Origin of the sequence: Bacillus sp. AM 13(2015) (assembly GCF_001518755.1) — a bacterium.
GTDB classification, from domain to species: Bacteria; Bacillota; Bacilli; order Bacillales; family Bacillaceae; genus Bacillus; species Bacillus safensis.
The window spans coordinates 21,938-40,409 of record NZ_LKCP01000073.1 but is presented as its reverse complement, the minus strand read 5'-3'; the positions used below and the strand labels follow the sequence as shown (position 1 = coordinate 40,409).

19 protein-coding genes and 1 tRNA gene are annotated in these 18,472 nt (G+C 41.3%); 5 read left to right on the top strand and 15 right to left on the bottom strand.

Features of this window, described 5'->3' with window-relative positions; genetic code table 11:
- Window positions 1-2: 2 nt before the first annotated feature.
- From nikA to AOQ70_RS12685, 3 genes are all read right to left on the bottom strand, one after another.
- Complete coding sequence (nikA, locus tag AOQ70_RS12695; protein ID WP_058837581.1) at window positions 3-1,646, bottom strand: nickel ABC transporter substrate-binding protein; 1,644 nt, start codon at window positions 1,644-1,646, stop codon at window positions 3-5.
- A 119-nt stretch (window positions 1,647-1,765) separates the two neighbouring features.
- Window positions 1,766-2,935, bottom strand: a complete 1,170-nt coding sequence (locus AOQ70_RS12690; protein WP_059376630.1) for a macrolide family glycosyltransferase — start codon at window positions 2,933-2,935, stop codon at window positions 1,766-1,768.
- A gap of 242 nt (window positions 2,936-3,177) precedes the next feature.
- Complete coding sequence (locus AOQ70_RS12685; RefSeq protein WP_058837579.1) at window positions 3,178-3,729, bottom strand: hypothetical protein; 552 nt, start codon at window positions 3,727-3,729, stop codon at window positions 3,178-3,180.
- 100 nt (window positions 3,730-3,829) lie between these two features.
- Here AOQ70_RS12685 and AOQ70_RS12680 point away from each other — a divergent pair, with 100 nt between their 5' ends.
- A complete protein-coding gene (locus AOQ70_RS12680) occupies window positions 3,830-4,012 on the top strand; it encodes a hypothetical protein (RefSeq protein WP_012011344.1) in 183 nt (60 codons plus the stop codon).
- Between the two features lie 218 nt (window positions 4,013-4,230).
- Here the strand turns inward: AOQ70_RS12680 and AOQ70_RS12675 are convergent.
- Window positions 4,231-4,306 (bottom strand) — tRNA-Arg (locus AOQ70_RS12675).
- 260 nt (window positions 4,307-4,566) lie between these two features.
- On the opposite strand from AOQ70_RS12675, the gene clpP reads away from it, so the two are divergent.
- The gene (clpP, locus tag AOQ70_RS12670; protein ID WP_024427684.1) at window positions 4,567-5,163 is read left to right on the top strand and encodes an ATP-dependent Clp endopeptidase proteolytic subunit ClpP; all 597 of its coding nucleotides are present in this window, start codon (window positions 4,567-4,569) and stop codon (window positions 5,161-5,163) included.
- A gap of 60 nt (window positions 5,164-5,223) precedes the next feature.
- Here clpP and AOQ70_RS12665 read toward each other — a convergent pair whose 3' ends face one another.
- On the bottom strand, window positions 5,224-5,802 hold the full coding sequence (locus AOQ70_RS12665; protein WP_041088147.1) for a TIGR00730 family Rossman fold protein: 579 nt from the start codon (window positions 5,800-5,802) through the stop codon (window positions 5,224-5,226).
- 137 nt (window positions 5,803-5,939) lie between these two features.
- Between AOQ70_RS12665 and AOQ70_RS12660 the strand changes: the two genes are divergently transcribed.
- Entirely contained in the window at window positions 5,940-6,281 is a 342-nt protein-coding gene (locus AOQ70_RS12660; RefSeq protein ID WP_047203862.1) for a MazG nucleotide pyrophosphohydrolase domain-containing protein, read from the top strand.
- 27 nt (window positions 6,282-6,308) lie between these two features.
- On the opposite strand, the gene AOQ70_RS12655 is transcribed toward AOQ70_RS12660, so the two are convergent.
- The gene (locus AOQ70_RS12655) at window positions 6,309-7,931 is read right to left on the bottom strand and encodes a SulP family inorganic anion transporter (RefSeq protein ID WP_047203861.1); all 1,623 of its coding nucleotides are present in this window, start codon (window positions 7,929-7,931) and stop codon (window positions 6,309-6,311) included.
- 37 nt (window positions 7,932-7,968) lie between these two features.
- Window positions 7,969-8,550 carry a beta-class carbonic anhydrase gene (locus AOQ70_RS12650; protein WP_047203875.1) on the bottom strand — a complete coding sequence of 194 codons (582 nt, stop codon included), beginning with the start codon at window positions 8,548-8,550 and terminating at the stop codon, window positions 7,969-7,971.
- 553 nt (window positions 8,551-9,103) lie between these two features.
- On the opposite strand from AOQ70_RS12650, the gene AOQ70_RS12645 reads away from it, so the two are divergent.
- Together AOQ70_RS12645 and AOQ70_RS12640 are read left to right on the top strand one after the other, a co-directional pair.
- Window positions 9,104-10,081 carry a 2-hydroxyacid dehydrogenase gene (locus tag AOQ70_RS12645; protein WP_059376626.1) on the top strand — a complete coding sequence of 326 codons (978 nt, stop codon included), beginning with the start codon at window positions 9,104-9,106 and terminating at the stop codon, window positions 10,079-10,081.
- A 177-nt stretch (window positions 10,082-10,258) separates the two neighbouring features.
- Window positions 10,259-10,747, top strand: a complete 489-nt coding sequence (locus tag AOQ70_RS12640; protein ID WP_059376623.1) for a ribonuclease domain-containing protein — start codon at window positions 10,259-10,261, stop codon at window positions 10,745-10,747.
- Window positions 10,748-10,797: 50 nt separating this feature from the next.
- Here the strand turns inward: AOQ70_RS12640 and AOQ70_RS12635 are convergent, their stop codons facing one another.
- The 8 genes from AOQ70_RS12635 to AOQ70_RS12600 all read right to left on the bottom strand — a co-directional run bounded on the left by AOQ70_RS12635 (window position 10,798) and on the right by AOQ70_RS12600 (window position 18,120).
- Window positions 10,798-11,541: an arylamine N-acetyltransferase family protein gene (locus tag AOQ70_RS12635; protein WP_059376620.1), complete on the bottom strand. Its 744-nt coding sequence runs from the start codon at window positions 11,539-11,541 to the stop codon at window positions 10,798-10,800.
- A gap of 38 nt (window positions 11,542-11,579) precedes the next feature.
- Window positions 11,580-11,837 carry an HPr family phosphocarrier protein gene (locus AOQ70_RS12630; RefSeq protein ID WP_024423549.1) on the bottom strand — a complete coding sequence of 86 codons (258 nt, stop codon included), beginning with the start codon at window positions 11,835-11,837 and terminating at the stop codon, window positions 11,580-11,582.
- Window positions 11,838-11,863: 26 nt separating this feature from the next.
- The gene (gene whiA / locus AOQ70_RS12625; protein WP_024423550.1) at window positions 11,864-12,814 is read right to left on the bottom strand and encodes a DNA-binding protein WhiA; all 951 of its coding nucleotides are present in this window, start codon (window positions 12,812-12,814) and stop codon (window positions 11,864-11,866) included.
- A 17-nt stretch (window positions 12,815-12,831) separates the two neighbouring features.
- Entirely contained in the window at window positions 12,832-13,791 is a 960-nt protein-coding gene (locus AOQ70_RS12620; RefSeq protein ID WP_059376616.1) for a gluconeogenesis factor YvcK family protein, read from the bottom strand.
- A complete protein-coding gene (gene rapZ, locus AOQ70_RS12615; protein WP_047203874.1) occupies window positions 13,792-14,679 on the bottom strand; it encodes an RNase adapter RapZ in 888 nt (295 codons plus the stop codon).
- A gap of 39 nt (window positions 14,680-14,718) precedes the next feature.
- A complete protein-coding gene (locus tag AOQ70_RS12610; RefSeq protein WP_024423553.1) occupies window positions 14,719-15,183 on the bottom strand; it encodes an 8-oxo-dGTP diphosphatase in 465 nt (154 codons plus the stop codon).
- Between the two features lie 357 nt (window positions 15,184-15,540).
- On the bottom strand, window positions 15,541-16,491 hold the full coding sequence (gene trxB, locus AOQ70_RS12605; RefSeq protein WP_039183330.1) for a thioredoxin-disulfide reductase: 951 nt from the start codon (window positions 16,489-16,491) through the stop codon (window positions 15,541-15,543).
- A 234-nt stretch (window positions 16,492-16,725) separates the two neighbouring features.
- Window positions 16,726-18,120, bottom strand: a complete 1,395-nt coding sequence (locus tag AOQ70_RS12600; protein ID WP_059376613.1) for a C40 family peptidase — start codon at window positions 18,118-18,120, stop codon at window positions 16,726-16,728.
- Between the last annotated feature and the right edge of the window lie 352 nt (window positions 18,121-18,472).

Sequence of the window (18,472 nt, the reverse complement as noted above, 5' to 3'; positions counted from 1 at the left end):
TTTTATGACGCAAAATACATACGGTCAAATGGGATTTCATACTGAGACACATGAAAACCTACGCCTTTCAGGCGCTTATTATAAACGGCCTTTGTCACAGAATAAGAGATTGGGATGTAGACATTTTCATCATGGATATACGTCAATATTTCTTGATACATTTGTTTCCGCTTTTGCTCATCTGGTTCTACTAATACTTCCGTAATCGTCTCATCCAGCCACTTTTTCTTTTTCAGTCCTAATTGGGCTTGATAATCAGCATGGGATGCTACACGGAATGAAGAGACATAAGTTTGTGGATCATATGGGAGTCCCCAAGACAGCGAGTACATCAGATCGAACTTTCCTGTTTTTTGGCGATCTAAAAATGCCTGTTTTTCTTCTCCTCTAATATCCAGCTTGATCCCCACCTGCTTGAAATCTTGTTGAATCGATTCACTGATCGTTCTTTCCCCTGCATTATCGGAATTATAGTAAATAGCCACACTCAGCAGTTTGCCATTTTGATAGCGATACCCGTCTTCTTTCATCCTCCAGCCTGCCTCATCCAATATTGCCTCTGCTTTCTTCTTTTGATAAGTTTTCTTTTTCAATGGAATATTTGCGTAAGGGACAGAAGGGGCAAGCAATGTGTGTGCCACCTTTTCCGTTCCATTTAAAATGCCTTCTGTGATCATGTCCTTTTGAATGGCGTATTGAAACGCTTCTCTTACTTTCGGATCTTTTGTGATTGGCTGGTTTGAATTAATGACTATCGATCTTGAACCAACAGGAGGACTCACGGTTACACCATATTGACCTGCTTCTTTTAAAGCCTGGAATGAGTCTCCATCGATCATGTCACCATCTGCTCCAAATAAAAGATCTATCTCTCCTTTTTGGAGCGCAAGTAAGATGGTCTGGTGATCCGGCATGACTTTCCATTTCACGGTTGAAATTTTCGGCTTTTTCCCCCAATAGTGGTCATTCATTTCAAAAACGGCATATTGATTTTTCTTATGTTCCTTTAGAACATAAGGACCTGTACCTGCATAGCTTTTGACTCCTTTTGCAGTCGTTCCATCAATGAAGCTTTTTGGAGAAATAAAACGGAAGGGGCGTGTTAAGCCCAGCTCTTCTAACGTAGGATAATAAGGCTCTTTCAACGTGAGAACAAATGTATCGTCATCTAACGCCTTTGTGGATTTGATTTCGGATACGAGATTAAGCCAAGCGTTCTTTTCAATATTTTTGACGACAGCATCAATATTCAATTTCACTGCCTTTGCATTAAAAGGCTCACCATCTGAAAAAGTCACACCTTTTCGAAGATGAAAGGTGTAGGTTTTTCCATCTTTTGAAATGTCCCAGCTTTTCGCTAAGGCAGGCTGAACGCCCTTCTCTGTATTGACGACAAGCGATTCAAACACCATATTTTGAGCAGCCATCTCTCCGCCGTATAGATGGGGATTGATGTCCCTGATATCTTTTGTACTTGCATACACGAGCTCATCTTCTTCTCTATCATTCATGCTGGAAGATGCTTTGTTTCCAGAGCATGAGGCCAATAAAAAACAAGCCATCACTGAAAACAGCATCAAGGTGTATGTCACATAGGGATGCTTTTTCTCATATTTCTTCTTTATGTAAACAGGTTGATCACTCATATGTATTTCCTCCAATTCAACATTATCGTAATCATTACGATTATCAATCGAAATGATTACGAATTGAATATTAGCATACAGAAATGGGAAATACAACGTCTTTTCATAAAAAAACAGACTCATGATTGAGTCTGTTTCGCTTGTATGAATTGATCGATCACCCTTAATGCTTTTTCTGTTCCACCTGCTGCTTGGAAGCTTTCTTCAATTTTCTCAATCCCCGCCCGGTACGTATCACTGCCTAAAACCGTCTCAACGGTCTCTCTTAGCTGCTCTGCTGTCAGATGATCTTTATCAAGTGCACAGGCAGCAGATAATTCAGTCAGTCTTTGTGCCACCATCGGCTGATCTTTGTCGACTGGAATGACGACCATCGGAACGTGGTAATGAATACCTTCATTGACACTGTTCATTCCGCCGTGCGTTACAAACACATCTGTCAATTCGAGCACTTCAAGCTGCGGCACATAAGACTCGATCAGAAAATGAGCAGGCGCCTCTTTTAAGAGAGAACGATCTACTTTTTCACCTGTTGCGATGATTACTTTTCCGTCAAAGTCTGCGAAGGCATCTATACACATATTAAAAAATGCTTCTGTATCCCCAAGAACGGTTCCCATGGAAATAAAAACGACTTTTTCTTGTTCAAGTGCTTCCAGCGGGAAATCATGCTGGTCGGCTCTTTTTAGAAAGCTCGGTCCAATGAAGACAAACGAATCGTTTAATGAATCAACAGACGGCTGGAAATATTCACTTGTATAGACGATATTCAATTCTCCACGGTTTTTCATAAATTGCATCAAACGCGTTGGCTGAACGCCAAAACGCTCTTGTATTTTTTCTAACAGATGCTCGGCATTCTCATCCTTCCTGTATAACGGTGTATCAAAATGCGCCTCTTGCAGCACAAAAGATGGGTTGGACCCAATGCTCGGAATGCGCAAGTAATCTCGAACAAGCTCCCCTGCCCCAAACATATCGAAGTAGACCAAATCAAATGAATGCTTATCGGAAAGTGTTTCCACTACCTCTAAAATATCATATGATGTCTGCAGCATGGCATGAAAGAACGGCTGCATGGAATCTAAATCTCCTTCTTCCACATGTAATGTCCGAATATAGTCTGGATGTATATGTACGTGAGCGCCTAAGCGTTTGATTCGTTCCTGATAATGTACAGTTGTGACCGCATGCACTTCATCGCCTCGATCCGCCCATGATTTGATCATTCCTAACATAGGGTTCACGTGTCCTTCAGCTGGAAACGTAATCAATAAAATCTTCGCCACAAGAAATCCCTCCTCATTGTCAATTCCCTTCCATGTTAATCATATACAGCAAGCCGGCTCAACAAATACGCCTGAAAAGGGAAGAAATGAGTCTTATGTCCAGTATTTCATCATAAAGTGGCAGAAAAAAAGACAAAGTCTCCTAATAAGCACTTTGTCTTTTTCACATTATGATTTGAGCAGCATTTTTTTAAATGCATCAGACTGTTTTTCAATGGAGATCGGATCTGATGTTTTGATATTTATTCAAAGCACGCTGAATACACATTTCCTATATTGAAAAATTCAAGCAGTGCTCTTTTTGCTTCAGGACTAGCATTTTTCGCTGCTTTATTTACAGCTGCTTTTACAGCATTCCACTTACTTTTCCCCGCCTGTCTGGCGGCTTTATACGCTGGAATCAATGTTTTAACAAATTTTGTCGCGCCTCCTGCAGCTTTTATTGCGGACTTGACTTTTGCGATTTTTGCTATTGGTATAACATTGGTTATAATGGCAGTTCCAACCGCAGAAATACAACCAACTACACCCATAGTAACAACCTCACCATGTCGTTGAAGAGGGATATTAGAGTTCTCTTTCAACCATTTAACTACGGCTTCATCTCCTTTTGCAATAACGCTGTCAGGTAAAGCTTCAATCGCCAATAAAACCTCTAGCAACTCTTGATACTCTTCATCCACTTCTGAATTAGGACTAATTGCTGTTGCATTCGCAGTAAAAATCGTTGACAATAACATGAAAAGAGCTGTTATGAAGCATATAACACTCTTCTTATGAAAAATAGTTGTCATCCAATATACCCCTTTCTTGTTTATTTTTTGTATATGAGGTAAAAATATCATATTATAATAATTGTTTCAATTTTATAGATTCATATTGGAGGGATATTTTGTGAAAGTCTTGGAGAAATACAGTTATTTAATCATCATTCTTTGTCTGGCGGCAATGATCGTGACAAACTTCACTGTGAATGACAATACAATAAAAAATACTGTATCCGTGATTGGATTTATCATTGTTCTTCTTACAATTATACCTGCGGCTATTTACAGGAAAGGCCAAAAAGGCAGGTAACCCCTTTATAGCAATAACCCCCATCCTTATGTTAAGAGTGGGGGTTATTTTATTATATTCGGATAGATGTTGCTGTTTTGCAACAAGATCGTTTTTTCACTTGCTTACCCTAGCTTTATTAGAAGAGAACGATGAATCCGATTGAACATACAAAAACCCCTCTTCTAAATGAAGAGGGGTTCATGAATAACCTTTATCATCGTAAACAAGGTCAAGTACGCGCTCGGAGGGATTCGAACCCCCGGCAGACGTGGTACCGGAAACCACCGCTCTATCCAACTGAGCTACGAGCGCACGATATGTTTTTTGAACGTCAGCATATCAAATTATAAGGGAAATACTGCGAGAAAGCAATGATTAATCATTCGTCATGATGATGTATTTTCTTACTTTGGATACATAAACTAATATGATGGTTTGAAGTGGAATGATTTTGGGGAAAATGGATAGGGGTATTTGAATTTAGGTCAGCGTTTTGTTTGACCTTTATTGACCAAAAATGTATCATTGAATTAAGAATTACATACTTACCTAAAAGGTGAAGGAGGAACATTATGAATTTAATACCTACAGTCATTGAGCAAACAAATCGTGGGGAAAGAGCTTACGACATTTATTCTCGTCTTTTAAAAGACCGTATTATCATGCTTGGTTCTGCGATCGATGACAATGTTGCCAACTCCATCGTGTCACAGCTGCTTTTCTTAGAAGCTGAAGATCCAGAAAAAGATATTTCTATCTACATTAACAGCCCTGGCGGTTCAATCACAGCTGGTATGGCCATTTACGATACGATGCAATTTATTAAACCAAAGGTATCAACTATTTGTATTGGTATGGCTGCATCTATGGGTGCGTTCCTGCTTGCTGCTGGTGAAAAAGGTAAGCGTTATGCTCTTCCAAACAGTGAAGTCATGATTCACCAACCACTAGGCGGAGCCCAAGGTCAAGCAACAGAAATTGAAATTGCGGCAAAACGAATCCTTTCTTTACGCGATAAACTGAACCAAGTACTTGCTGAACGTACTGGTCAGCCAATTGAAGTCATTGAGCGCGATACAGATCGTGACAACTTCAAAACAGCGGAAGAAGCACTTCAATACGGACTCATTGACAAAGTCTTGACCCGTAATACAGAAGACCAAAAATAATGATCACAACACAAACCGTCTGTTCCTTGAACAGACGGTTTTTTGTCATTTAAACATACTTTAAGACAGCTCCGTCCATTTCTGCTGAAGAGACGGTGTTTGATAAGAAGCCATCTGCGTGATTAATTCCTCCGGTTCGCTCGAAGCATGTAACAATTGAAGGTGTGATTCATTTGAAAAGCCTTCCTGTACACTAAACTTCACCATGTCCATAAGCGGGTTGAAATAGTCATTCACTTGATACAATCCAATCGGCTTTTGATGGATACCGATTTGTGCCCAGCACAGCACCTCAAATAATTCTTCATATGTACCAAAGCCACCTGGCATCGCAATAAACCCATCGGCCAGCTCGCTCATTTTCGCTTTTCGTTCATGCATGCCTGTTACCTCAATTAACTCTGTCAGCTCTTGATGCACGACTTCTCCTCTAAAAAGCCCCTTAGGCATGACCCCGATCACTTGTCCGCCATGTCTCATGACCTCATCGGCAATCGCGCCCATTAACCCAATACGCGATCCGCCGTAAACAAGACGAATGCCTTGCTTTGCCATATAAGCCCCCAGCTCTACAGCCTTTTGTTTGTAGACATCGTTTACACCTGGATTCGAACCAGCAAACACACAAATCGTTTTCATCAAAACAGCTCCATCTCTCTCTATGATTTCTTCACTCACTCATTCTACTATAATGATTTGTAAAGAAACAGCCGTTTCTTCTATATATAGTGTAAAATCAAAAGAGTGAACACCATATAAGGAGCTGTATAGAGAGAATGCAAACAACTGAAATGGAGAAGTGGATCAAGGATTTTTATCAAATGAGGAACTGGACAGAATATGGACCGTTTATCCGGTTAGGCTTCTTAATGGAAGAAACGGGAGAACTCGCTCGTGCTGTTAGAGCAATAGAAATTGGACGAGACCGGCCTGATGAGCAGAGACAGGAATCATCTGAGCTGAAGAAAGAACTCATTGAAGAAATGGGAGATGTCTTAGCAAACCTCCTCATTTTAGCGGATCTCTATGACGTCACAGTAGAAGAGGTCTTCAGCACTCATCAACAGAAACTCACAAAGCGTTTTTCTGGAGAAAAAGAGTCAGTAAAAAACACGTGACCAAGCTGTCACGTGTTTTTCTAAGCCTTAAAGATGCTGTGGTGAGATGTCATCTGTTCGTTCAAAGAAATGCTGCTTTCCGATATGATGGAAAAGACCTGTTCGATGCAAAAGCTCCTTAGGCTGTGATTGAAGCCCAACGATCATCAGCTTTCCATTATGATGCTTTAACCGATTGGAGATATTCATGAGAACCGCTTCTGCCGACGTGTCCATATAATTGACTTTATTCATAAGCAGAATGAGTGTTTTCGGTTTTGTTTGAACATGGTCCAAAATCGAATTTTCCAATGAATCTGTTGTTCCGAAGAAGAGCGGCCCTTCGATGGAATACATACTGATCCCTTTCTCGTCTACCTGTTTTTCTAAAGCAGCTGCTGTTTCCATCTGAGGAACAGCAACATTTGTATGGATATTGGTCGTCTGGCTCATTTTTTTGATAAAAGCGATAAACGCTAAAATGAGACCAGCGGTGACGCCAATAATCAAATCACCGATCACTGTGAGCAGGAAGGTCACGACAAGTACAAGCGAATCGGCATTTTTCACTTTCACAATATTGATAAATTCTTTTCTCTCACTCATATTCCAAGCAACAAACATTAAAATTGGTGCCATTGCAGCAAGTGGAATCATTGACGCATATGGCGCAAATACCATTAAAATTAACAAAACGACAACGCCATGCACAACACCAGAAATCGGACTTGCTCCGCCATTTTTTATGTTCGTTGCCGTGCGGGCAATAGCGCCCGTCGCTGGAATTCCTCCGAAAAGCGGTGCCGCCATATTGGCAATTCCTTGCCCAACAAGCTCTTTATTGCTGTCATGCTTAGAGCCTTTCATATTATCAGCAACCATTGCGGATAAAATCGATTCCACGCCGCCTAAAAGTGCAATGATAATTGCTGGAGGCAGGAGGTATATCATTTTTTCAATCGTCAATTCAGGAAAAGCGAAGGTTGGCAGCTGACGAGGGATTTCACCATATGCAGAGCCAATCGTTTCAACTTGTCCTTGAAAGAAGAGAACGGCGAGAAACGTAGAAGCCAATAGACCTAATAGAGCACCAGGTATTTTGGGAATGTATTTTTGTGCCGCCAAAATCACGATGAGCCCGGTGACGGCTGTGATGATGGCGAGACTGTTTGTGGTACCGAGATGGACCACGATTTCTCTCATATTGAGGAAAAAGCTTTCATGTTTTTCAACACCCTTTAATCCGAGGAAGTTGGCAATCTGTCCTGAAAAAATAATGACAGCAATGCCAGCAGTAAAACCGATGATAACCGGACGAGGAATAAATTTCATGAGCTTTCCTAGTTTGAATATTCCGAATAATACAAGCATACAGCCTGCCATAAAACCGGCAATAAGCAAGTTTTCAATACCGTACTGGCTGACGATCCCGAATAAAATTGGAACAAACGCCCCAGTCGGCCCGCCGATCTGATACTTTGAACCACCAAACAATGAAATCAAAATGCCGGCAACGATGACTGTGTATAATCCATATTCTGGTCCGACACCAGATGCAATGGCAAATGCCATGCCTAAAGGAATTGCCACAACCCCCACGACAAGCCCAGCGATTAAATCGCGTCTAAACTTTGATGAATTGTACCCTTCAAATCTTCCATAAAAACGCATGGTATGTGTTGGCCTCCTTTAAGTATGTGTAGATGATTTAGGTATACTGCGGGTCAATCAGTTTATCTTTCACAACGACATCCAGCTTTCCTGTTGCTGGATGAATCACCAGTCCATGAACAGCCACATCACTTGGCATCAGTGGATGCTCTTTCACTAATTTCACACTTTGGGCCACGCTCTCTTCAACTGAATCAAAGCCTGTCAGCCAGCCCTTTAAATCGACACCTGAGTTTTTCACAATGCTTAAGCATTTCTCTTCGATTCCTCGTGCTTTCGCCTTTTCAAGTAAAGGATCCGCCGCAAGACCTGCCATTCCGCATTCATGATGACCTACAATGCATACTTCCTCTGCCTTTAGCTCATAGATAGCTAAAAGGATACTCCGCATCACACTGCCGAACGGATGTGTCACGATGGCGCCCGCATTCTTAATGATCTTTGCATCCCCATTGCGCAGCCCCATAGATTGCGGCAATAATTCCAAAAGACGGGTATCCATGCACGTTAAAATGACCAATTTCTTCTCAGGGAATTTTCCCGCTTTGTAAGGCTCATAGTGTCTCTCATTCACAAACTCTGAATTGTGCTGAAGAATCTGTTCTAATTTTGATCCCATTTTGCCATCTCCCATCTTTTTTTAAGTAACGTAAGCTCGTGCCCGTCCCCCTTTTCCTTCTCGTGTTCTCAAGAATAGAGAAGAAAAATGATAGAAAAAAAAGAAAAAAATGAGAAAACGATGAGAAGAAATATCATTATTTTCTCTATTTTACGCTGCATCCCAACGGATACGCGGGTTTGTTTTCAATCTATTATTCTCATCACACTAAAAGACAATAAAATGGTTTAGTAGAAAATGACCATCCCGTTTAATACATTTCAAATATAATAAATTTTCTATCAAAAAGTCTCGATCTATTTTCCAGTTTGTCAGATAATCTCTCGTAAAATCTTGCAAATTCACATGTCTCCTCTACCATCCAATTATTTTTATATAGATAAAAAATGCATCAGATGGCATATGAATCTACTTTTTCACTAAGAAAATGTCTTTCTTTACCGTTATTTTAGTATATTAAATATTGAGCTGCTAACATTCAAACGTGTTCTGCCGAAATGGTTGCTTTATAATAAAAGGAGTAAGATAACCATGTGAAAGGAGCGAATTGACTGTGATACCACACATTTTTGTCGCCAAACCCTTACCTGCTTCTTTTGAGGAAATGCTAAAGGAACATTGTACATACGAGGTTTGGCAATCTAAAGACCCTATTCCAAGAGACATTTTGTTTGAGAAGCTGCAGCACGCTGATGGTCTTTTAACGTCTGGGACGAAAATCGATCAAGAGCTGTTAGATCACGCACCAAAACTCAAGGTAGTGAGTAATAACTCTGTCGGCTATGACAATTTCGATATAGAAGTGATGAGACAAAGAGGCGTGATTGGTACGCACACCCCTTATACGCTCGATCATACCGTGGCTGACCTTGCCTTTTCACTCATACTCTCCTCTGCGAGAAGAATTGCCGAGCTTGATCGTTTTATCCGTGAAGGAAAATGGACGAAATTCGTACAGGAAGAAGAGATCTTTGGTATCGATGTACATCACCAAACGCTCGGTATTATTGGCATGGGGCGTATTGGAGAACAAGTTGCCAAACGGGCAGCACATGGTTTTGATATGAACGTCCTTTATCATAACCGAAGCCGGAATGAAAAGGCTGAATCGGCGTATGGCGCTGTCTATTGTGCACTTGATGATCTTTTAAAACAAGCTGATATCATCGTGTTGATTACACCGCTGACCGCGGAAACGTATCATATGATTGGGGAACGAGAATTGAAGTTAATGAAGCAAACGGCTTTATTTGTAAACATTTCCCGCGGGAAAACAGTGGATGAAAAAAGCCTCATTCAAGCACTTCAGGAGGGATGGATCAAAGGAGCTGGTCTTGATGTGTATGAGCAGGAGCCGCTTCAAGAGGATCATCCTTTCAAAGAGATGAACAATGTCACCCTAGCCCCTCACATCGGTTCCGCTACTGAAACAACAAGGGATCTCATGCTGAAACGAGCCATTCATAATGTGATTCACGGAATAGATGGGAAGGCACCTGTTGATGTTGTGAAGGAGCTTGCTTCATCTTGAACTGAAAAGACGCAGAAACTGCGTCTTTTTATTTATTTCTTTAGGAGACATCAGGAGAAAAGACTCATTTTAGCAAAGATCCTGATTCTTTACATTTCCTTCATGTTCGGGTGCTATAATATGAGCTAGACAAGCATCAAGAGGACGGCATCGGATTTCCTTAATAGGAGGATGAAGATGAAAAGATTAAGTTCGGTTTTTACTATGTTCGCCCTGATCGCTGCTATTCTGTTTTCTGGATTTATCCCGCAGCAAGTTCATGCAGAAACACCTCTTACACCAACAGCCACAACTGAAAATGCTTCTATTCAGCTCACGCCAGATGTACGTACCCTTGCCGTCATTAATACGTTTGATGGTGTAGCAGATTATTTAATTCGCTACAAACGACTGCCTGATAACTACATTACGAAATCACAAGCAAGTGCTCTCGGATGGGTGGCATCTAAGGGAAATCTAGCAGAAGTGGCGCCAGGTAAAAGCATCGGTGGAGATATTTTCTCAAACCGGGAAGGACGTCTTCCTTCAGCAAGCGACCGCACATGGCGTGAGGCAGACATCAACTACGTTTCAGGCTTCCGCAATGCTGACCGTCTTGTGTATTCAAGCGACTGGCTCATTTACAAAACAACAGACCATTATGCGACTTTCACACGTATTCGATAATCAATAAAAAAGACAGCCCTGTTTCATCTGGGGCTGTCTTTTAGTATGGTTTACGGTATAAGCTTTTTCACGTAATCCTCAAAAGGAATCGGAAGCAGCTTTTTCGACACTTCTTCATGTTCATGTGTGGTGACATGATCCTCAGTAACGACCACACGTCCTGTTGGCGTGAGCTTTGACGCAAGTGGTCTTTTGTTAAAAGGAGAGGATTCATTTTCATAAATCTCGTGTCTCAATTCGACCAATGCAGCCTCGTCCACCTTGTTCAATGTGAAAGCATAGCCTGTTTCAGCACCATCTCCCCTATCTAATTGGAGTAGATGTGTCCCCTTTTCGGTTTTCTCTGCTTTGACGCGAAACCGAATAGACGCTCCTTCCACCCAATCTTCTGTAAAAGGCACAGGCTGAAGAGGTAAATTCACACCAAATCCCGCATCAATGAGAAAGCGTTCGTTATGATGCTTCAACATGATGGCTACATGCGTGCCATCAATGGCCCACGTGTCCGCTTCTTTGATATACACTGTCCCTTGAAGAAGCTGTACAGAGAGCCCTGCCTCTTTTAACACATAGTATAAGAGAGGATTGAGATCGTAACAAAGACCTCCTCTGTTTTCTTCAAGAAGATGCTGCTTCAACCCTTCTTGATTCAAAGCGTAGGATTGTTTGTTCAGAACAGATCTATTTTCGAATGGAAAGGTATAGGCCATTTTTTTTAATAATACAGGTAAGTCATTAAAGGTGATGGACTGACCTTCATATCCGATCTTCTGTAAAAAAGCTGATTGAATCATGACATTCCCTCCTAAAAAAACTGAGCCTTTGAAGAGACTCAGTTTTCTTGATTGATAAAATCTGTTAACGCCTCAATGGCTTCTTGTTCGTCCGCACCATCTGCAATCAGTGTGACAGTAACCCCAGAGCTGATCGCAAGACTCATAAGACCCATAATGCTTTTCGCATTGACTTTTTTCCCATCTTTCTCTAGAAAAATATCAGCTCCAAAGCGATTGGCTTCTTGTACGAACAAAGCAGCTGGACGTGCCTGTAAGCCTGTTTTCAGCTGGATGGTGACCGTTTTTTCCACCATATGATCTGCCTCCCTTTTTCATTCTCCTATTTGAGTGTAACAGCTTGTCCGTTTCGTAATTGTTCTGCGATTTGATCTAGCTTTCTTAAACGGTGGTTAATCCCTGACTTGCTGATCTTGCCGCTTTCCACCATTTCTCCAAGTTCCTTCAGCGTGACTTCTTGATAGTCGACTCGCAGTTTAGCAATTTCACGCAGCTTTTCCGGCAGGGCATCAAGTCCAATTTTTTCATCAATAAATTGAATGTTCTCGACCTGACGCAGTGATGCACCAATCGTTTTATTCAAGTTTGCTGTTTCACAATTGACGAGCCGGTTGACGGAGTTCCTCATGTCTCGGACGATACGCACATCTTCAAAGCGAAGCAGTGAGTTATGAGCGCCCACAACACTTAAAAATTCCGTGATTTTTTCTGCTTCCTTCATGTACGTAATGTACCCTTTTTTGCGCTCAAGTGTTTTACTATTGAGATGAAATTGATTCATCAGCTCACAAAGGGCATCATTATGTTCTTTATATAGTGAAAAAATCTCAAGGTGATAGGAGGACGTTTCTGGATTATTCACAGAACCGCCTGCTAAAAAGGCACCTCTCATATAGGAGCGCTTGCAGCATCTTTTCTTCACGAGCTCTTCTGAAATATTGCGCTCAAATACAAATTGCTCACCTAATATTTTCAAATCCTCTAAAATGGTTTTCGCTCGTTCTACCAGTCTGACAATATACACGTTATTCTTTTTCAATCTCATTTTTTTACGGACGAGCAGCTCGACTGTCACATCGTATTTCTTTTTGAGCAGCGTATAAATACGTCTTGCAATGGCGGCGTTCTCTGTCTGTATGTCTAAAATCAATTTTCGATTAGAGAAAGATAATGAACCGTTCATACGGATGAGGGCAGAAAGCTCTGCTTTTGTGCAGCAGTCCTTCACGTCCAGATTAGTCAGCTCTTTTTTTGTTTCGGATGCAAATGACATCCTTGCCACCCCCATTCCTATTTTTTCTGATGCAGTAGATCGACAAGCAGCGAGGCTACTTTCAGCGTGTCATGACGAATGACATGCTGGTCATATGTAATGATTTCTCCAGGAATCACTTCTAGTCCCATTGCTTTCAGTGCATCTGTGTCGAATTGGACAGGCTGTGCCTGTTCTTCTGCATATTTTGCTTTAATTTCTTCTGGAATTTCTTTATTGTTCACAAAAATCGTATCGATAAATGGACGATCCATATGATCATTTAATGCCTGAACATGATCAGCTGCACTGTAGGAAAGCGTTTCCCCCGGCTGCGTCATGACATTGCATATATACACTTTTTTCGCCTTTGAGCGAATCACTTCTTCTCCAATATGCGGGACAAGCAAGTTTGGCAAAATACTCGTATACAGACTGCCAGGCCCAATGACGATCAAATCCGCCTCACGAATGACTTGAATAGATTCTGGCAGCGGTTCAATCGTATCGGGTGTGAGGAACACTCGTTTAATTCGCTCATCATAGGTGGGAATTTTCGATTCTCCTGTCACCATTTGCCCATTTTCTAATTCCGCATGAAGAACAACACTTGAATTTGCTGCTGGCAAGACTTTTCCTCTCACATTTAAAACCTTGCTCATTTCAGTGACGGCATGAAAAAAATCACCGGTTATATTTGTCATGGCCGCAAGAATGAGGTTGCCGAGTGAGTGGCCTGTTAAGTCATTCCCTTTGTTAAAACGGTGCTGAAATAAATCTTCTACAAGCGGTTCAACATCAGAGAGAGCCGCAAGGACATTTCGAATATCACCTGGAGGGGGAATATTCAAATCATGCCGCAGTCTGCCTGAGCTGCCTCCGTCGTCAGCAACCGTTACTATAGCGGTAATGTCCACTGGCTTCGTTTTTAGCCCTCTGAGCAAAACAGATAAGCCAGTGCCACCGCCAAGAATGACCACCTTTGGTAGTGTCGTCATCTATTTTCTGCTTCTCTTTTCAATGTCCCGGTGAGTGACATGTGTATAGTAATCGTTTTTAAAATACTCCGATAAATAGTTGGCAAGCGTTACAGATCGATGCTGCCCGCCTGTACAGCCGATGGCGATCACAAGCTGACTTTTTCCTTCCCTCTTATACGACGGAAGCATAAAGCTGAGAAGATCGATTAATTTCTCTGTGAATTTTTGCGTTTCACTCCATTTCATCACATAGGAGCGCACTTCTTCATCGTTTCCAGTCTGTGGACGCATACTCTCAATATAGTAAGGATTCGGCAGGAATCTCACGTCAAAGACAAGATCAGCATCAATCGGCAGACCATATTTAAAGCCAAAGGACATCACGTTTACTGTAAACACCTGTCCTTGGTTTGTGGCAAAGTGCGTGACGATTTTTTCTCGCAGCTGTTTTGGTTTTAAATCCGATGTATCAAAAATCATTTGAGACCGGCCTTTTAACTCCTCTAACAGCTCGCGCTCCATTGCGATTCCTTCAAGCGGCAAACCTGTTGTCGCAAGGGGATGCGAACGTCTCGTTTCTTTGTATCTTGAGACAAGTACCTTATCATTTGCATCTAAAAATAGAATTCTTGGCGTGATCCAATCAAGATCATTCATTTCATCTAATGCCGCAATTAAGCTGTCAAAAAATTCGCGTCCGCGCAAATCCATCACAAGAGCGACCTTGCTCATCTTGGAATTCGATTCCTTCATGAGCTCTAGGAACTTCGGTAAAAGTGATGGCGGCAGGTTATCAACACAAAAGTAGCCTAAATCTTCAAAGCTTTGAATGGCGACGGTTTTCCCCGCACCTGACATTCCTGTAATAATCACAAGCTGAATATCTTCTTGTTTGTGTGTATTCATGCCTGCTTCCTCTCCTTCTTTATGAAAACGGTTCATGTATTATTCTCCCTGAGGATCTAACCGATAAGCAATCAGCTCAAAATCGGGTGTATACGTAAAAGTGCCGTGCAGAAGTCCTTTTCCTTTGAGCATGAAATCAAGAATATGGGAATCTCCTGGAGCCATCGGCAAATGAGGCACATCCTTTACGTCATGCCATTTTAAAATGCCTTCCTCTGACTCTGTTACGTTTTTTCCGGTAAATGAATCTGCCATAAAGGTGAACATCATCCACTCTTGAACGATTTGATCGCCTTCTTTTATGATAAAGGTAAAAACACCTTTCAGCTGCGGATTTAAAATATAAATACCTGTTTCTTCTCTATATTCTCGAACGACTGAATCCTTGACCGATTCTCCGCTTTCCATTTTGCCGCCCGGTGCTACCCACCAGCCCCGTCTTGGCTTTTGCAGCAAGAGAACTTGATCTTCGTGATGCAGCACACAATTGGTTACTCGTTGCATCAGCTGTCACCTACTCTTTTATGTCTTTAACTTATTATACAGGTTCAACCTGACTCCCACAATGAACATGCCCGTTCTTCCCCGAAAACAGACGGGTTTTCGTTTGAATGATGTAACGAGCCATTTCTCTACTCTTTATTTTACAGCATCTAACGGTTCTCCATGCGTCATTTGTGAACATCTCGTGAATTTCTGATTTTAGGCAAAAAAAAGGACACGGATTCACATCCGTGCCAAACATGTATTCCTTATAAAAGGGGGTCAATTACTAGTTTTATCATAACGGAAAATTATTTCACCCGTGTTACATTCCAGTTAAAAGCCCATGACGCTATATTAAGGATTTACGACAGCCAATTATTTCGTTGCTTTGAGTTTTTCAGCAAGCTCTTCTACATAATGCTGTGCGCTTTGTGCTGCAATACTTCCGTCTCCTGTTGCTGTGACAATTTGACGAAGTGTTTTTTCACGAATGTCACCCGCTGCGAAAATACCTTCCACTCTCGTTTCCATTCTTTCGTTTGTCTCGATGTAGCCTTCTTTATTTGTAATGCCGAGATTTTCAAATGGTTTAGACAGTGGCAGCATTCCGATATAGATAAAGGCGCCGTCTGTTTTAAACTCTTCTTCTTCACCAGTCACCGTATCAACCAATGTCACACTGCCGACTTTCCCGTTTTCTTCATTGATCTGTTTGACGGTTTTGTTCCACATGAAGTCAATTTTTTCATTATCAAAGGCACGTGCTTGTAAAATGCTTTGTGCACGAAGCTTATCGCGTCTATGGATAATCGTTACTTTAGAAGCGAAGCGTGTGAGATACACACCTTCTTCTACAGCAGAATCTCCGCCGCCAATGACGACAAGCTCTTTGTTTTTAAAGAATGCTCCGTCACATACTGCACAATATGATACGCCGCGGCCGCCAAGTTCTTTTTCACCTGGTGCACCGATTTTTTTGTATTCAGCCCCTGCCGCGATAATGACAGAGCGTCCTTTGTATTCTTTTGAGCCGGCTTTGACGATTTTGTATTCTTCACCGTTCACGATTTCTTTGATATCGCCATACGCATACTCTGCACCGAATTTCTTCGCATGCTCAAACATTTTATTTGAAAGTTCCGGCCCCAAAATACTTTCAAAGCCAGGATAGTTCTCGACATCTTCCGTATTCGCCATTTGTCCGCCTGGAATTCCTCTTTCAATCATTAATGTTGAAAGATTTCCCCGTGATGTATAAACAGCGGCTGTCATTCCGGCAGGACCCGCTCCAATGATGATCGTATCGTAGATTTTTTCTTCTGACACAACTGTCACTCCCTCTTCAATTGCTGCTCGCATTTCTTATTAGAATGCCCTTGGGTGATGCTTCCATTCATGACAGAGAGCATCATTTCCACTCTTAGTTTTTATTCCTTACCCATATCCTATTAAATCTGCGGGGAATAAGCGAATCATTTGCTCATATCTTCAAAAAAAGAAAAAGCTTCCTTAAACTGCTGTTTAAGGAAGCCTGTTTACGGTTATATAAAAAGTAATGATTTATTCAACGACTCTTCTTACAACGCCTTTGAATGCTTTTTTCCAGTATACGTTGCTCATTGAGTCAACTGAAACACCGCGAGAGCTGTTATCGTTCAAGAATGTACCGTTTCCTAAGTAAATACCAACGTGTCCATTTACTTTATACGTATCAAAGAACACAAGGTCTCCGCGTTTCATGTCAGATGCACTTACAGCTCTTCCTTTACCTACAAGCGAATCTGTTGTTGTACCGCCAACTGGTCCAAGGTTGATACCTGCTGATGCAAATGCCCAGCGAACGAATGAAGAACAGTCAAAACGACGTGCGTCAATATCGGCTTGTGATCTGCCGCCGCCCCATTTATATGGAGATTGTCCAACAATAGTAGAACCTGTGCTGATTGCACCTTCAATTCCGCCTACGTTACTGCTGACAGGTGATCCACCGCCAGTAGATGGCTTCTTGCTTGGTGAACTGCTGTTGCTGTTATTATTGTTATTGTTGTTATTAGATGACCCGCTGTTACTTGAAGATGGGATGCTATCGTTATTTGAGCTGTTGTCTTCCGCTTGAACACTAGCTTGACGCTGCTGCTGTTGTCTTTGCGCTTTTTCTTCTTTTGCTTTTTGAGCTGCTTCTCTAGCTTCTTTTTCAGCTTGTTTTTGTGCAGCTACTGTTGCGTCCTTTTCAGATGCAATGCTGTTAGCCTCACTGTTTAACTCGCTGATTTCAGAAAAAGCACTTCCTTTTTGCTTTTTCACTTGCTTGAATAGCTTGTCTTTTTCATCAAGCTGTTTATTCAGGTCTGATTGAAGTGTTTCAAGCTTTGCAAGTGTGCTTTGCACATTTTCAAGCTTTGTGTTTAATTCGTTTTCAGACTTTTGAAGCTCTGCTTTGTCTTTTTCCTGCTCTTTAATGATTTCACTGTCTGCGTTGATCAGTGTAGAAACTGCACCTGCACGGCTGATGAAATCGCTAAAGCTTTTTGCTCCTAGTAATACATCTATGTATTTCGTAGAACCGCCGCTCTCTTGAAGGGCACGTACACGCTTTTTCAAGAACTCGTTTCTTTCTTCAATACGTTTTTCTGTATCAGCAATTTCTTTTTTCAGTGCTTTGATTTCTTTTTTTGTTTTTTCATTTTCTTTTTGTTTTTCTTCGATTTGATCACTTGTTTTTAAAGCTTTCTCATCAATATCTTTAAGCTTTTGTGCAAGTGCCTCTTGTTTTGCTTCAAGCTTTGAAAGCTCTTCTTTTTTCTTTTGAAGATTCTTGTTTACCTCAGATTGCTTGCTGTCTAGTTCTTGTTTCTTTTGTTCAAAGTTCTGTGCGTTTGCTTCATGTGTAAATGGAATAAATAAACCGCTCGCTCCGATCACCGAAGCTAAACCGAAAGTAATAAACTTTTTCACAAATAGTTCCTCCTTTGACAATTTCCCAAGCGACATTAGAAAGCAGCAAATTCTCTGCGACCAATCTGTGCTCTCTATGTCTTTCTTCCTGATTGTTCAGTCAGATGTTGACCAGATTGTTTCTATCACTAGGTGTTTCATTATGTATAGTAAAATATTTAAATATCTATCTTTGTTTTAATCCACGATTTTCATTATACATGAGACATCGACAAAATGAGCTAATATTTTTATTACATTTATGTTTCAAAAACATGTCGTGATTGTCATACTTCGCCAATTCCTTGCAAATCCCACCTTTTTATCCAAGAAAAAAGCATGACCTTTTCGGCCATGCTGGGATGTTCTGAAT